Raw genomic sequence first — 15,791 nt, 5'->3', positions numbered from 1 at the left:
CGTGACGGAAACTGATCGGGCAACGTTGCCCGAAGTACCCACGCGCGCAACGTTGCGCGCCGCGCTCTCGGCCACGGTGACCCGCTGGACCCTGGGCAATCTGACCAGCGTCATCCCGATGAACACCCCAGGTGTCTGGTTCGGCCGCGGGCTGATCGCCACCATCATGGAGACCTTCGGTTCGATGCCCGATGGCACCAGGATCGTCCCGGTCCGCACGCCGAACCTGCGGGGCGAGTGGGTTCTCGGCCCGGGCGTCGAGTTCGGCCGCCGCGCCGGCTACTACGTGCACGGCAGCGCGTACGTCATCTGCTCGGCACGCACCCACCGCAAGCTGGTGGCCCGGTTGTCGGAGGCGACCGGACTGCCGATGTTCGTGGTGGACTACCGGCTGGCACCCGAGCACCGCTTCCCGACGGCGGCCGAAGACGTCGAAGCCGGGTACCGGTGGCTGTTGGCGGAAGGCTATGCGGCCTCGGACATCGTGATGGGCGCCGACTCCGCCGGCGGTCACCTGACCTGCGACATGCTGCTGGCGCACGCCGGCGACCCGGACTTCCGGCCCGCGGGCGTGGTGCTGTTCTCGCCGTTGATCGACGTGACGCTCGGGCTCGCGCTCGAACAGGAGAAGGCGACGTACCGTGATCCAGCGATGTCGGCCACCGCGGCCGCGCGCATGGTCGGGCTGTACACGCAAGGCCAGAACCTGGCCGATCCGCGCCTGCGGCTCGACTTCGCCAAGGCAGAGCAGTTGCCGCCCATGCTGATTCAGGTCGGTGGTTTCGAGATGCTGCGCGCCGACGCCCGCTACCTCGACGCCGAACTCCGCCGTGGCGGTGGCGCCAGCACGCTCGAGGTCTGGCCCGGCATGGTTCACGTGTTCCAGGCCCTGCCGCATCTGGCGCCCGAAGCCGGCCCGGCACTGCGCCGCGCCGCGGCCTTCATCGCCGATGCCTACAAGCGATCCAACGAGCTCGAAGAGGTGTGCTGATGATCGGCATCGACACGATCCTGAATGTCTTTCGCGGGCAACGTCGCTCGGACAAGGCGAAGGCGGTGGTCACCGGCGCCGGCAGCGGCATCGGCCGGTCGTTCGCGCTCGAGCTCGCCCGGCGGGGTGGCGAGATCATCTGCGCGGACATCAGCCTGGAGCGGGCGAAGGAGACCGTGGCGCTGATCGACCAGCTGCCGACGGGCAAGGGTCACGCCGTGCAGTGCGACGTCGCCGATCGCACCGCCATCGAGCTGCTGGCCAAGCAGGCGCAGGACATCTTCGGTGGCGCACCGACACTGGTGATCAACAACGCAGGCGTCGGCATCGGTGGAAAACCGGTGGGCGACATCGGCTTCGAGGACTGGGACTGGGCGCTCGGCATCAACCTGTGGGGCGTGGTGTACGGCTGTGAGGTCTTCACGCCGCTGCTGCGCGAAGCCGGCCGGGGCGGCATCATCAACGTGGCCTCGGCGGCCGGGTTCGCCGCCGCGCCATCGATGGCGGCCTACAACGTGTCGAAGGCCGGCGTGATGTCACTGTCGGAAACCCTCGCCGCCGAACTCGACGGCACCGACATCGCCGTCACCGTGCTGTGCCCGACCTTCGTGAAGACCAACGTGTTCACCGACGGCCGCATCACCCCGAGCTCGATGAGCCTGAGTCAGCAGCTGGCCCGCTGGACCGGCTTGTCCGCCGACAACGTCGCCGCGCGCACCCTGGACGCGCACGACGGCGGCCGGCTCTACGTGGTGCCGCAACTCGACGCCACCGTCATATGGCACCTCAAACGACACTTCCCCGCCCTGTATGTCCGCGGCGCCGGACTACTCGGACGCGTACTTCCCAAGGACTGAAAGGAACCCATCATGGCAATGGATCTCGACGAGATGCTGCAGCGCATCAAGGACAAGCAGTGGGCCCTGGCCGACATCGACTGGGACGCACCGGGTGCCGAGCTGATCGAGCCCGAGCTGTGGGCCAAGCTCAAGCCGTTCATGACCGATCTGATGTGGATCGAGAACGTCGGCGCCCGTGGCTTCGCCGCGCTGGCGCGGAAGGCCCCGACCCCGACGCTCAAGAGCATCTATGAGCACTTCCACGCCGAGGAGCAGAAGCACGCCAATGCCGAGCTGGCCCTCATGCGGCGCTGGGGCATGCTCGAGAACGACGAGGTCCCGCCGCCGAGCGTCAATGTGCAGCTGGTGATCACCTGGCTCGACAAGTTCTCCGACGGCATGTCGCTGTCGATCCTCGGCACCGTCATCCCCATGCTGGAGGTGGCTCTCGACGGCGCACTCATCAAATTCATCACCGATGAGGTCAAAGATCCGGTGGCGCAGGAGGTTTTCAAGCGCATCAACTCCGACGAGTCGCGGCACCTCGCGGTCGACTTCGAGGTCATGGACATCCTCGGCCACGCCGACATGCGCAAGCTGGTCGTCGACTTCGTCGGCAGCTGGATGAACCCGGCGCTGATCGTCGGCACGCTGAGCTACTTCCCCCTGCTCAACAAGATGCGCGACAACATCGTGGCCATGGGTGTCAACGAGGAGCGTCTGTACCAGGCGATGCGCCGGTTCCAAAGTGTCGGTGAGCGAAGCGCTTTCGCCCGCCGGGTACCCATGTACCGGTTCATCTCGTGGCATGCCAAAAAGGTGATCGACCGGACCTCGAAGTACCACTGGCTCGCCGATTCGCTGGTGGTGGTCACCGGCGCCATCCCGATGCCGCTGGTGAAGTACACGCCGACGTGGTCGGACGAGCTGACCTATGAGCCGGTCGCGTAAAGGAACTCACGAATGACCATCTCAACAGCCATCATCGGTGCCGGCTTCGCCGGCATCGGCGCCGCCATCCGGCTCAAAGACCAGGGCATCACCGATTTCGAGATCTTCGAACGCGGCACCCGCGTCGGCGGCACCTGGCGTGACAACACGTATCCCGGTGCGGCGTGCGACATTCCGTCGCGCCTGTACTCCTACAGCTTCGCGCCCAACCCGGACTGGTCGCACACCTACTCCGGTAGCGACGAGATCCTCGGGTACATCGACAGCATGGTCGAGTCGTTCGGTATCGCCCCGCATATCCGGTTCGGCCACAACGTCACCGGTGTGGAGTACGACGAGGTGGCGGGGGAGTGGACCGTCAACTTCGAGGGTCGTGAACCGGTGCAGGCACGTACCGTCATCGTCGCCTCGGGGCCGCTGGCGAACGCCAGCTTCCCCAAGATCGAGGGCATCGAGACCTACGAAGGCCACAAGATCCACAGCGCCCGTTGGGATCACGACTACGACTTCACCGGCAAGAAGGTCGCCGTCATCGGTACCGGCGCCAGCGGCGTGCAGATCGTCCCGGAACTGATCAAGGTCGCCAAGTCGGTCAAGGTGTTCCAGCGCACGCCGGGCTGGGTGATCCCCCGCATCAACGGAGCCACCAGCGGCTGGATGAAGCGGATCTACAAGGACGTGCCGCTCGCCGAGAAGCTGATGCGTTCAGCGTGGTTCTGGGGCCATGAGTCGGTGGCGCTCGGCGTGGTGTGGGACAGCCCGTTCACGCGGGTCGTCGAAGCCCTGAGCCTGGCGAACCTGCGCCGGCAGGTGAAGGACCCGTGGCTGCGCCGCCAGCTGACCCCGGACTTCTCCGCCGGGTGCAAGCGGCTGCTGATGACCGCCGACTACTACCCGGCGCTGCAGGCCGACAACTGCAAGCTCGTCACCTGGCCCATTGCCCGGTTGTCGCCCAAGGGAATCCGGACTGTCGAAGGCATCGAGCACCAGTTCGACGCCATCGTGTTCGCCACCGGTTTCGAGGTGTCCAAGGCCGGCACCCCGTTCCCCGTCATCGGTATCGATGGCCGCGAACTCGCCGCGGAATGGAGCCGGGGCGCGTACGCCTACCGCAGTGTCGCGGTATCCGGTTACCCCAACCTGTATTTCACCTTCGGACCCAACTCGGGCCCGGGCCACAGCTCGGCGCTGGTCTACATGGAGGCGCAGATCGACTACATCGTCGAGGCGATCTCCAAACTGCTGCAGTTCGGGTGGAAGTCGCTCGACGTGCGGCCCGAGGTGCAGGCCCGCTACAACGAGGACATCCAGCAGCGGCTGCAGTCCACCACGTGGAACTCGGGCTGCCAGAGCTGGTACCTCACCGAGGACGGCTTCAACGCGACGATGTTCCCCGGGTTCGCCACCCAGTACGTCAACCAGCTGAAGGCGGTCAATCTGCACGACTTCAAGATCACTGCTGAACAGACCAGCGGTGCGTCGGTCCTGACCGCATAGAATCCGCTGGTGGCTGAGTACCGGATCGACGACCTCGCGCGCGAAGCGGGGACGACAACCCGGAACGTCCGCGTCTACCAGGAGAACGGCCTGCTGCCCCGGCCCCAGCGCCGGGGCCGGGTCGCGATCTACACCGATCGGCACCTGAGCCAGTTGCAGGCGATCGTCCGGCTGCTCAGCGAGGGCTTCACCGTCAAGCACATCCTGAAGTTCCTCACCGGCCTGCAGCGCGGTGAGGGGCTCGTCGAGGTGCTGGACCTCGCCGAGCTCGAGGAGCTGGTGATCTCGCCGTGGTCGAACCCCGAGGCGCAGACCATGACGCGCCAGGAGCTCGAGATGCAGCTCGGCCGGCTCGACGGCGCGACGCTGCGACGGCTCGTCGCCGGCCGGATCATCGAGCCGACGGACGACAAGGATGCCTATCTGGTGCCTGACCGGCGGGTTATCGACGACTTCGCCAGGCTCATCTCCCGCGGGATGCCGTTGGCGGCGATCCTCAAGACCACCACGGCGGTGGACAAGAAGCTCGACGAAGCGGCCCGGGCCATGACGCGGGCCGGGCACACCGAGGTGGTCCGGCAGCGGGGGACGGGCTGGTACCCCAGCAACGACGTCGAACTTGCCTGGGCCGCCGATCTGATCGATGCCATGCGCCGTGTATCCCGCCGTTCTGCCCACGCTAGCCTTGACCGCGCGTTAGATGAAGCGGTGCGAGCCGAGCTGCGGCAGTACCAGCAGGAGGCCAAGGACAAGGGGGCTCCTGTCGAACGGAAGGCGTGAGTCATGGCGCAGGCAGACGGAGCTGAGGCTTCCTCCGGCAAACGGAAGCGCGGGCCGAAGACCCTCGTCCAAGCGGTGTTCGCATTGATGGACGATGTCGCCGAACTCCGGAAATCCGCGCAGTTCATCGCCGACAACATCGCCGCCCTGAGCGAGAGCGCAGCGGGCATCGACAGGCACGCCGAACTGATCGCCAGCCAGATCACCACGTTGACCGAGGCCGCGGCCGGCATCGACACGTCTGCCGAGAAGATCGCCCACGGTGCCAACTCCATCGCGGCGACCCTGCCGAGCCTGAAGCGGCTCGCCGAAGTCGTGGAGCCGCTCGATACCACGGTGGCCCGGCTGGGCTGGCTCGTCGACCGGCTTCCCGGCGTAAAACGAAGCTAGTCGTCAATTCCTGTTCTCGCAGAACGGAATTCGTCCTCACTCGTCAATATCGAGACCCGTGTCGATCGGCTATTGCCACCCGCCGAACATCGGAGGAACGTATATCGGTGGACCGGCGGCGCCGCTGGGGCGCTGCCCCGATATAGAGGGGGTGGGCCGTGTACGCACGCTCTACCACTATCAACGCACAACCCTCGGCTATCGACTCGGGAGTGGCTCACCTCCGCGATGAAGTGATGCCCCAACTCCAAGGTCTCGACGGGTTCGTCGGCATGTCGCTGCTCACCGACCGGGAGTCCGGCCGGTGCATCGTGGTGACCGCGTGGGAGTCCCAGGACGCGATGAACGCCGTCGCCGAGCAGGTTCGGCCGATTCGCGAAAAGGCGACCCAGATGTTCAGTGGCGGCGCCCCGACCGTTGACGAGTGGGACATCGCGATATTGCACCGCGCTCGCCAGATGCCCGAGGGCGCGTGCGCGCGGGTTACGTGGGGACATGTCGACCCGGCCCACGCCGACGCCGCCATCGAGCATTTCAAGATGAACATCGTCCCCGACAGTGAGGCGCTCGAGGGCTTCTGCAGCACCAGCCTGCTTGTCAATCGGAACACCGGACGCGGCGTGGCCTGCACGACGTTCGACAGCCGAGAAGCCATGGAGCGCAACCGGGATGGCGCGCGCACGATGAAGCAGATGCGCATGAAGGAAACCGGCGCGGCCGAACTGGACGAGGCCGAATTCGATGTGGCCTTCGCTCACCTGCGGGTGCCGGAACTGGTTTAGCCTCGATCCACCGATGAACTGACTGTTTGGTCGGGTGTCGTAACGAGGAAAGTGCCTTCTGAGCTGGGATGATGAGTGTTCTCTACGCACTTATCGGCACAACTCGGAAAGGCACTTCCAGTGCAAGTGTCCCACAGGTTCACCGCGTCGTCGGCGGTCTTTGATGATGAGCATCTCGTGTCGTGCGCGGGCCTGGTGCCGGTGATGACGTTGGCAGAACAGAGTCGCCTTTCGGCGTTGTTGGAGCACAAGATTCGTTTCACCAGCGAGCGGATCAAGTCCGGGGCGGCCAACCCGTCACCGAAGCTGGCGACGGTGATCGCCGGCATGTGCGTCGGCGCGGACAGTATCGATGACCTCGACGTGGTCCGCAGCGGTGGAATGAAAACACTCTTCGACGGGGTGTATGCGCCTTCGACGATCGGAACCCTGTTGCGGGAGTTCACCTTCGGGCATGCCCGTCAACTGGAGTCAGTTCTGGGTGCACATCTGGGTGCCCTGTGTGAACGCGTGCTGTTGCTGCCCGGCGCCGATCAGCGTGCGTTCATCGATATCGATTCGCTGCTGCGCCCGGTCTACGGACACGCCAAACAGGGCGCGAGCTACGGGCACACCAAGATCGCCGGCCGCCAGATCCTGCGCAAAGGTCTCTCGCCGCTGGTGACCACGATCAGCACCGAACACAGCGCCCCGGTGATCGCCGGAGCGCGGTTGCGCTCGGGCAAGGCCAACTCCGGCAAGGGAGCGGCCCGGATGATCGCGCAAGCGGTGGCTACCGCCCGTGCCGCCGGCGTCACTGGTCAGATCCTGGTGCGCGGCGACTCGGCCTATGGCAACAGCGCGGTGGTGTCCGCGTGCCGCCGTGCCGGGGCCCGGTTCTCGCTCGTGTTGACCAAGACCGCGGCGCTGACCGCCGCGATCGAGCAGATCGACCAGGACGCGTGGGTACCGGTGAACTATCCCGGTGCAGTGCGCGATCCCGATACCGGCGCGTGGATTTCTGATGCTGAAGTCGCCGAAACTACCTACACCGCTTTCACTTCCACGAAGACCCCGATCACCGCACGACTGGTGGTACGCCGGGTCAAAGATGCGCGCATGGCCGATGGGCTGTTTCCGGTGTGGCGGTATCACCCGTTCTTCACCGACATCGACCTACCGGTCGATCAAGCCGACATCACCCACCGTCGCCACGCGATCATCGAAACCGTGTTCGCCGACCTGATCGACGGACCCCTGGCCCACATGCCCTCGGGGCGGTTCGGCGCCAACTCCGCCTGGATCCTCTGCGCGGCCATCGCCCACAACCTGCTGCGCGCCACCGGCGTCCTGGCCGGAGGCTCTCACGCCGTTGCCCGCGGTGCCACCCTGCGACGGCGCATCGTCAACATCGCGGCCCGACTGGCCCGACCACAACGCCGAGCAGTCCTGCACCTACCCGCCCACTGGCCCTGGGCCCGACACTGGCTTGCACTGTGGCACAACACGATCGGACGCCCACCCCCACAAACCGTGACATCCTGACCACCGCCGCAAGGCCCAACCCGAGGACACCACAGGAAAAGCTGGGCAGACCAGCTAACTGCCGCCCACAGCAAAATGATCCCGACCAGAACCGAAAAGTCCTCACAGAATCAGTCAGTCCACGGATCGAGGTTTAGGCACAGGAGCCGAACCGACCCGGGACTGGACCGGTGCCGGGTCGTGTTCGGCTGCTCGCGGGTGCAAGCCAAGAATCTGCCAAGCGTCGGGCTGCATGCTTCCTTCACCAATCAGCAGCAGAGACAGGTGAGTTCACATGACGCGACGAATCGCACGACTGGCCGCGGCGGCACTGTTGTCCGGCGGGATGAGTCTGGCCGCTTTCGGATTGAGCGCCGGCACTGCCCAGGCAGAGCCCTCCTCGGGCACCTGGTGTCCGGGCCAGCCGGTCCCCGGAGGCTTCACCGAGGTCGACTGGGACTGGACGACCTGCCATAAGTACAACTTGGTACACCGTGGAATGCCGCCCCAGGTCGTCGGTATGACCGCCGAAGACGGCTGGTACGGCGGCCACCCCCACTACCGCACCGTCGCGGGCGAGAACACCAACGCGACATGCCAGTTCCTGGGGTGCCCGTAGCACTCGGCGTAGTAGACGACAGTGAAACCCATTGTGAGCGGCTGCCTTTCGGTGCTCAGAATGGTGCGGGTTCATCCCATTCCTCTGCGGCGTGGGCCATTTCGAGTTCGCGGTATCGGTGCCATTCTTCGCTGGCGATGCGTTCTTCGTTGATCATGCGGGCTTCGTTGATGAGTTGTTGGCGTTCTTGGGCGCGGGTGCGTTTGCGTTTGGGCATGCAGTGCCCGCGCCCGGGGGTGCGTGGTGGTTGTTCGGTGATTGTGGGTGTTCCGGTGGGTGTGGCCAGTTGTGGGTACCAGTGGGCGCCTTCGGGTTTGGTGATGTAGGTGTGTCCGGTGGGGGCGACCCAGACGACGGTGCCGTCGGGGTATTGGTGGTCGGTCCAGCCGTGGAACGTTTTGAGTAGGTGGTGGAACCGGCACAGGCATTTGAGGTCTGACGGGTGCGTCGGCCCGGCCGGGTACGGGACGGTGTGGTCGAGGTCGCAGGCTTGCGCGGGCCGGTCGCAGCCGGGGAATCGGCAGGTCAGGTCTCGGCAGCGCACGAACTCCGCCAGCTTGGCCGACGGACGGTAGCGGGGCTCGGCCGCATCCGGCGGAATCTCGACCTCGCGGATGGTCGCCCCCTCGGCGAGCCGGGCGACCTGCTCGGCGGGGATCTGCCCGTATCCGGGCAGGAACCCCGGGGCTTGGCCGGCGAGGGTTTTGGGGCCGGCGATCACGTAGATGACGGCGCGGGTGCCGACGGTCGCGGCCGGCGGTTCCCCCATGGCGGCCGCGGCGGCGGGGCAGTCCGGGTTGTCGCATTGGCAGGCCAGCCGCTGCCCGCGGGCGAGGGCGTCGATGGCGGCGGCGCGGCGCTGATCATGGGAGCGCGGATCGTTGCGGCACACACTCTTGGCGAGGTCGTCGATGGCGGCGTCGAGCACGGCGGCGGTCGCCGCGTCTATCGTGCCGCAGATGCTGGCCGCGCCGGGGCCGCAGGCGCGGATGTCGAGGTAGCGGGCCTGCGACGGGGGTTTGGGTTGGTGGACCCCGGCCTGGTCGGACGCGGCGATGATGGCGTCGATGCGTTGTTCCATTTTCGGTTTCGACAACCGGCCCCAGGCCACGATCTTGGCGGCCAGGTCGGCATCGACCTGCCCGGCGACGTCGTCGTCGATGATCAGGTCGGTGCGGGCGACGATCATGGCGACCATCACCGCATCGATCAGGCCGTTGGCGTAGATGGCCGCCACCTTCGGCAGGCGGGTGCGGAGCGTCACCGCCCGATCCACCTGGGCTTGGGCCCGCTTACGGGATATCCCCAATGCGGCGGCGACCTCGACGACCAGCCCGGCATAGCCGTCGATCGCCCAATACCGTTTCTCGATGTCGTCGTCGGGGGCCCGCAGCGCCCACAGGTCACCGATCGCCCCCAGGCGGCGGGCGCCGGCGGCGTTCTCTTGCCGGGTGGCCAGGGTGATCGCGTCGACCGCCGCGGCCGCGGCGTGGGGATCACCATTTGATTCGCTCATACGTTCGAATGTATACCTGCCCACCGACACGAATTAGAGGCCGCGGACGCGACCCATCGGCGACGGTTAGGGCAGCTAAATAGAAGGGCCGCAGCCAGATTGGATCCGGCCGGGCGCCGTGGGAACGACGGGAAGGGGATCGTCGACGGTTAGATCGACTAGCCACCCGACACACGCAGACGGCGCCGACGGGACGCGCCGCCGACCATCCCGGACCCGCGCTAGTCAGGCGACCGACAGTGGTTAGGCGACCTAACCGTTGACGATCGCCGCGCGGACTGCGGGTGTCAGGTGCCGATCGGCAAGCGCTACCAAGTCCAACTAACCGTCGAGGATCGCAGCGCCGACAGAGACCCCGGCAGCCCGAGTCGGGATGGGCACGGCCGGAACCGCCGAGCCCATCTAATCGTCGACGATTCCCTACGGGTGCGCGGCCGGCTTGCTCGGCCACCAGATGCGGTTGCCGATCATGGCCATCGCGGCGGGCACCAGCACGGTGCGGACCAGCGTGATGTCGATCAGCAGGCCGATGCCGATGGTGAACCCGATCTGCAGCAGGTTGATCACCCGCCCGGTCATCAGCGCGAACATGGTGAGCGCGAAGACGATGCCGGCAGTGGTGATGACGCTGCCGGTGCTGCCGAAGCTGCGCATGATGCCGCGGATCATGCCGTCACCCGACTCTTCGCGGATGCGGGCGGCGAACAGCATGCTGTAGTCCGCGCCGACGGCGATGAGCGCCATGAAGGACACCGGGAACACCGACCAGTCGATGTCGACCCCGATGATGTGCTGCCACACCAAGACGCTGAATCCGGAAGCGGCGGCGAACGACAACGTCACGACCGCGACCATGAACACCGGCGCGGCGATGCTGCGCAACAGCGCGATCAACACCAGCAGCACACCGAGGATCGCGACGATGCCGTAGACGGCGAAGTCATGCCACACCTGGTCGCGCATGTCTGCCGACAGCGACGCCAGGCCGGTGCTGGCGAAACGTGCTGTCTGCAAAGAGGTTCCGGCTGCGGCCTCGGTCGCCGCCGGCGCCAGCGCGCGGGAGGCGTCGAGGGCCTGGGCACTGTACGGGTTGATCTTCCAGATGACGAGCATCCGCGCGGTCTTGCCATCGGGCGAGAACAGCAGGTCCTGTGCGGCCCGGAAGGCCGGATCGGAAAAGCCTTGCGGCGGAAGGTAGAAGCCCGATGCCGGGCCGTCGCCGGTGTGCGTGCTCAAGGTCGTCAGGTAATCCGTCGCCTGGCCGAGCCCGTCGGTGAGGCGCCCTGACATGGTGACCACCTGGTCCACGCCGCCCTTGACCTGGTCGAGCCCGACAGCGAGCCGGTTCATCCCGGCGCTGAGCTGGTCCGCGCCGCGCACGAGTTCGGCCAACTGGGTGCGGGCCTGGGCCGGCGAACCACCGGGCAGGTTCGACACCATCTTCTGCAACGTGGCCAACGCATTTCGGATGGCCGGCTCGGCGGCCCGCACCTTCTCGACGGTCACCTGCGGGACCGCGGAGAGTCGCTGGGCCTGCAGCAGCGCGCGGCTGACCGCGCCGTTGGAGATGGCGTCGAGGTCGGCGATGTCCGCGCGGGCTCGGCTGCACACCGGGTTCATGAGGCAGTCGGGGCCGGGTTGCGGATCCAGCGCGGAGCCGAGCGCCGAACTCACCAGCCGGCCGGCATCGGCGACCTGCGCGTTGCCGTCGATGGCCTGCAATGCTGCGTCGAGCAAGCCGGTGGAGGAACTCAGATCGGCCAACGCCGAACGGACGTCCACCGTGCCGTCGGTGAGCGTGGACAGCCCGGCGCCGGCGGCCTGGTACCCGTCGAGCACCTGATGGGCCAGCCCGGTCACCTGCCTGATACCCGAAACCAATTGGGGAATCTGGGTCACCGCGGAGGCGGCGCCGTCGCGCAGCTGGGCCGCACCGGAGTCCAGCCGGTGAATGTCGGGAACCGCCTTGTTGACCTGGTTCTTGGCATCGCCGAGCCGGTCGGCCACAATCCCGGCCTGGTAGCCGATGGTGGTCTGCGGCAACTGCTTTCCGGCCGGCCGGGTCATCGATCGGACGTAGGCGATCTCGGCCATCCCGGCGAGGCGGCCCGCGACACGGTCGAGCGCGGCCAGATCGTCGGTGTTCCGCATGTCATGGTCGGCCGAGACGATCAGGTATTCCGGTGCCGCCTCGTTGACACCCCAGTGGGCGTAGGTCTTCTCGTAACCGAGGGAGCTCTCGGTGTCGTCGAGCTGCATGGCGTTCTCGTCGAAGTTCACCCGGAACGTGGTCAGAACCATTGCGGCACTGAGCAACAGCACCAGCGACGCGGCAACCAGTACACCCGACCGGCGGATCATGGTGGATCCGATGCGGCGCCAGCGGCGGTCGTTGAGGGGGCGCGGTTCGGCCAGTCCGCGCTTGCCGAGGAGCGACAGCAGGGCGTAGGGCAGGGACATCGAGACGGCTAGTCCGACGACGATCGCGATGGCGATCGGTGGGCCGGCGGCCTTGAACATGCCGAGTTCGGTGAATCCCATGGCTGTGGCGGCCGCCGCGATGGTCAGCATCGAGGCGATCAGGATGCCCGAAACCCGCTGTCCGGCTTGCGCTATCGCGTCGATGACGGGCACCTGGCTACGCCGGGCTTCGTGATAGCCGGCCAGGATGAAGATCGCGTAGTCGGTGGCGGCGCCGAGCAGCATCGCGGTCATCAGCGAGATGGTGAAGTTCGAAACGGTAAGTACCCCAGCCATACCCAGCAGGGACACGATCGGGCGGGCCACGCCGAGTGCGATGCCGATGGTCAGCAACGGCACCATGGCAGTGGCCAGCGACCGATAGACCATCAGCAGCACCAAGGTGATCAGCAGGACAGACACCGCGGTGATGATCAGCAGCGAAAAGTCCATGGCGCTGAAAAGATCGGCCAATGTTGGTGACGGCCCGGTGAGGTAAACCCCGACTCCGGGCGGTTTGGGCAGGGCGTGCAGCTGGTCGCGGATCGCGATGGTGTTCTTGTGCGCCTTGGTGGACCCGACGTCGCCGGTGCCGGCCAGGACGAGGTTGATCGCCTTGTGGTCGGGGCTCAGCGCGATGTCGCGCAGTTGCGGATTGTCGTAGGTGTCGAGCACGTAGGCGACGTTGGTGGTGTCGCGCTGCAAGGTGGCGACGATGTCGCGGTAGAGGGCTTCGTCGGCCGCATTGATGCCCTTCTCGTCGACCAGCACGACGCTGCCGACGGCCGAGGACCGCGGGACACCGAAGGCGTCCGACATCTCGCGCAGCGTCTGCGCGGCCTTGATGTTCGCCGGCATGAACGGCGCGGAATGCTCGGAGACGGTCTGCTCGAGCTGGGGGATGGCGACGTTGAGGATTCCGGCGAGCGCTACCCAGAAGCCGATGACGAGCCATGCCCATTTGGCACAGAAACGGCTGGTGGCGGCGAAAAACCTGCTGTTGTGTCCCACCCGGATCCCCTCCGATTCGAGACCAGAACTACACCGTTCGGTCTACTATTGGAGGCAGACGGTAGTAGACCGACTGGTGTACAAAAAATGCTGAAAGACAGGGAGTTACGTCACATGAGTGCCCGCGATCGGCTCGTCGTCACAGCCATCGATCTGATTCGGCGCCAAGGCGTCGCGGCGACGGGGCTCAGCCAGTTACTCGAACGCAGTGGTGCCGCGCGCCGTTCGCTCTACCTGAATTTCCCGGGCGGCAAGGCGGAACTCGTCGCCGATGCGACCGTGACGGCCGGCAACACGCTGGCCGACGGCATCGACCGACTGATCGGAGAACGAGGGCCGGTAGGGGCGGTCCGGGCGTTCATCGAGATGTGGATTGCGAACCTGGCCGGCGGCGACTTCGAAGTGGGCTGCCCGATCGTCGCTGCTGCACTCGGCCGCAGCGAGGCGCCGGCGGCCGCCGACGCCGCCGGTGAGGTCTTCCTGGACTGGGAGCGTCGAATTGCCGCCGGGCTCGAAACCGCGGGGTTGTCAGCCGATGACGCCGCTCGCCAGGCGACGCTGACGGTCGCCGCGGTGGAGGGCGCCATCGTCATGGCGCAGGCGACCAAGTCGGACGTGCCGCTACGCCGTGTGGAGGCGGCGCTTGTCGAGTCGGTGGAGCAGTACCTGAATTAGGCGGACTTTGCCGGGGCTGTGCCGGACAGGCAGTCGGCGATGAAACTGGCCATGCGAGCGTAGGCCCGGCGGCTCTCCGGCAGCCCGGGGAATATGGCCGGGAACGCGTGGACCTGACTGGGCCACGCCGCGACATCGCACTTGCGCCCGGCCTCGTGCAGTTTGTCCTGCATCCGCTCGGCGTCGCACAGCAGTGACTCCGTCTCGGAGGCGACGATCAGCGACGGCGGCATCGAATCCATCGGACCGGAAACCGGCTCCAATTCGTCGAGATTGCCGGCGGGACAGATGCGTTCGGTGATGACCGGGAAGCCGGCGGCGATCCCGAAGACGTCCGTCGCCGCGGTCGAATGCGCAGTGCGTGCGGCGTTGTCCAATTCCAGTAGAGGCGAAATGCCGACCACCCCTGCGGGACTCGGGAGCCCGTGCTTCGGGGCCTGCTGCGCGGTCGCGAACGCCAGGAATCCGCCGGCCGAGTCACCGGCGAGGACCACCTTGGCCGGATCGACGCCCAGACTCAGCAGGTGGCGGTAAGCGCCCAGACAGTCCTGGACGGTCGTCTCCAGGTCCACCTCGGGGTACTGCCGATATTCGATGTGTACCAACGGCAATCGCGTGATGCGCGAGAGCGCCGCGACGGCGCGCAGGTGGGTGTTCAGATCGCCGAGGACGAACCCGCCGCCGTGGAAATACAGGATGACCCCGTCGGTGATGGGCGCGTCGAGGTCGGACGGCGAAACCCACTCGACCGGCAGGCCGCTCCAGTTCTCGGCGACCAATCGGAAGCCGCGCGGTGGCCGACGACGCTGCAGGCTGGCCAACTTGTTGACGTTGCGTCCCACCCGCACGATCCGCTGTGACGTCGCCTCGTACTCCGCCGTGGTCAGCGCGCGAATCAGGATGCGGGCCAACAGCAATGACGCGAAGAAGTGAATGATGCGCGCGCGTAGGCTGGCCGGCTCGGTGGCGTGAATGACCGCGCTCACGGCGCCAACTCCACCAGCACCGGCGCGTGATCACTGGGCTGCTTGCCTTTTCGTTCCTCGCGAACGATCTCGCCGTGCGTGACGCGCGCCGCGAATTCCGGTGAGCCGAGCACGAAGTCGATGCGCATGCCCTGCTTCTTGGGGAACCGCAGCTGCGTGTAGTCCCAGTAGGTGTAGACGCCCGGACCCGGGGTGAACGGGCGGACCACGTCCGCGAAGCCGGCGTCGTTGATGGCGCGGAACGCCGCGCGCTCCGGCTCGGAGACGTGCGTCGAGTTCGCGAACACCGCCATGTCCCAGACGTCCTCATCGGTCGGCGCGATGTTCCAGTCGCCCATCAGGGCCAACGGCAACGACGGATCGTCGGCCAGCCAGCCGGTCGCGGTATCCCGCAGGGCGGAAAGCCATTTCAGCTTGTAGGGCAGGTGCGGGTCTTCCAGCGTCCGGCCATTGGGCACGTACAGACTCCACAACCGGACCCCGCCGCAGGTGGCGCCGATGGCACGCGCCTCGTCGGCGTCCTGCCACTGCGGTTGGCCGTCGAAGCCGACCTGCACGTCCTCGATTCCGACGCGGGACGCGATCGCCACGCCGTTCCACTGGCTGTGCCCGACGTGCGCGACTTCATAGCCGAGTGCCGCGAACGGCATCGTCGGGAACTGCTCGTCCTTGCACTTGGTCTCCTGCATGGCGAGCACGTCCACGTCCGCGCGGGACAGCCAGTCCGTGACCCGGTCGACCCGGGTGCGGATGGAGTTGACGTTCCAGGTGGCGATACGCATGACGCTCCG

The 15,791-nt window shown here is 66.6% G+C and carries 14 protein-coding genes; 10 read left to right on the top strand and 4 right to left on the bottom strand.

Going from position 1 to position 15,791, the window contains the following annotated elements; genetic code table 11:
• The first annotated feature begins 1 nt into the window (after window position 1).
• The 9 genes from ACZ5IQ_RS24875 (at window position 2) to ACZ5IQ_RS24835 (ending at window position 8,352) form a co-directional block, all read left to right on the top strand.
• Complete coding sequence (locus ACZ5IQ_RS24875) at window positions 2-991, top strand: alpha/beta hydrolase (protein ID WP_073694758.1); 990 nt, start codon at window positions 2-4, stop codon at window positions 989-991.
• On the top strand, window positions 991-1,848 hold the full coding sequence (locus tag ACZ5IQ_RS24870; protein ID WP_133427845.1) for an SDR family NAD(P)-dependent oxidoreductase: 858 nt from the start codon (window positions 991-993) through the stop codon (window positions 1,846-1,848). Before ACZ5IQ_RS24875 ends, ACZ5IQ_RS24870 begins: the two co-directional genes overlap by 1 nt.
• A gap of 12 nt (window positions 1,849-1,860) precedes the next feature.
• Entirely contained in the window at window positions 1,861-2,781 is a 921-nt protein-coding gene (locus ACZ5IQ_RS24865) for a hypothetical protein (protein ID WP_064860947.1), read from the top strand.
• Window positions 2,782-2,793: 12 nt separating this feature from the next.
• Window positions 2,794-4,278 (top strand): flavin-containing monooxygenase, encoded by a 1,485-nt coding sequence (locus tag ACZ5IQ_RS24860; RefSeq protein ID WP_073694757.1) that lies wholly within the window; start codon window positions 2,794-2,796, stop codon window positions 4,276-4,278.
• Between the two features lie 9 nt (window positions 4,279-4,287).
• On the top strand, window positions 4,288-5,058 hold the full coding sequence (locus tag ACZ5IQ_RS24855) for a MerR family transcriptional regulator (RefSeq protein WP_073694756.1): 771 nt from the start codon (window positions 4,288-4,290) through the stop codon (window positions 5,056-5,058).
• 3 nt (window positions 5,059-5,061) lie between these two features.
• Window positions 5,062-5,448, top strand: coding sequence for a hypothetical protein (locus tag ACZ5IQ_RS24850; protein ID WP_061004475.1), 387 nt, complete (start codon window positions 5,062-5,064; stop codon window positions 5,446-5,448).
• Between the two features lie 158 nt (window positions 5,449-5,606).
• On the top strand, window positions 5,607-6,230 hold the full coding sequence (locus tag ACZ5IQ_RS24845; RefSeq protein WP_061004476.1) for a hypothetical protein: 624 nt from the start codon (window positions 5,607-5,609) through the stop codon (window positions 6,228-6,230).
• A gap of 120 nt (window positions 6,231-6,350) precedes the next feature.
• Window positions 6,351-7,754, top strand: a complete 1,404-nt coding sequence (locus ACZ5IQ_RS24840; protein ID WP_138247968.1) for an IS1380 family transposase — start codon at window positions 6,351-6,353, stop codon at window positions 7,752-7,754.
• Window positions 7,755-8,028: 274 nt separating this feature from the next.
• Complete coding sequence (locus ACZ5IQ_RS24835) at window positions 8,029-8,352, top strand: hypothetical protein (RefSeq protein WP_073694755.1); 324 nt, start codon at window positions 8,029-8,031, stop codon at window positions 8,350-8,352.
• Between the two features lie 55 nt (window positions 8,353-8,407).
• Here the strand turns inward: ACZ5IQ_RS24835 and ACZ5IQ_RS24830 are convergent, their stop codons facing one another.
• Both ACZ5IQ_RS24830 and ACZ5IQ_RS24825 read right to left on the bottom strand, forming a co-directional pair.
• Window positions 8,408-9,868: an HNH endonuclease signature motif containing protein gene (locus tag ACZ5IQ_RS24830; protein ID WP_073694754.1), complete on the bottom strand. Its 1,461-nt coding sequence runs from the start codon at window positions 9,866-9,868 to the stop codon at window positions 8,408-8,410.
• Window positions 9,869-10,288: 420 nt separating this feature from the next.
• Window positions 10,289-13,339 carry an MMPL family transporter gene (locus ACZ5IQ_RS24825; protein ID WP_212807119.1) on the bottom strand — a complete coding sequence of 1,017 codons (3,051 nt, stop codon included), beginning with the start codon at window positions 13,337-13,339 and terminating at the stop codon, window positions 10,289-10,291.
• Between the two features lie 114 nt (window positions 13,340-13,453).
• Here ACZ5IQ_RS24825 and ACZ5IQ_RS24820 point away from each other — a divergent pair, with 114 nt between their 5' ends.
• On the top strand, window positions 13,454-14,014 hold the full coding sequence (locus tag ACZ5IQ_RS24820; protein WP_212807118.1) for a TetR/AcrR family transcriptional regulator: 561 nt from the start codon (window positions 13,454-13,456) through the stop codon (window positions 14,012-14,014).
• Here the strand turns inward: ACZ5IQ_RS24820 and ACZ5IQ_RS24815 are convergent.
• Window positions 14,011-15,000 carry an alpha/beta hydrolase gene (locus ACZ5IQ_RS24815; protein WP_244872764.1) on the bottom strand — a complete coding sequence of 330 codons (990 nt, stop codon included), beginning with the start codon at window positions 14,998-15,000 and terminating at the stop codon, window positions 14,011-14,013. The two genes, ACZ5IQ_RS24820 and ACZ5IQ_RS24815, sit on opposite strands and share 4 nt — an antisense overlap.
• Window positions 14,997-15,782 (bottom strand): exodeoxyribonuclease III, encoded by a 786-nt coding sequence (locus tag ACZ5IQ_RS24810; RefSeq protein ID WP_061001377.1) that lies wholly within the window; start codon window positions 15,780-15,782, stop codon window positions 14,997-14,999. Before ACZ5IQ_RS24810 ends, ACZ5IQ_RS24815 begins: the two co-directional genes overlap by 4 nt.
• Window positions 15,783-15,791 lie beyond the last annotated feature (9 nt).

It is taken from the genome of Mycobacterium toneyamaense (genome assembly GCF_055384815.1).
The sequence above is the reverse complement of the archived record's forward strand: the minus strand, read 5'-3'. Positions and strand labels throughout refer to the sequence as shown.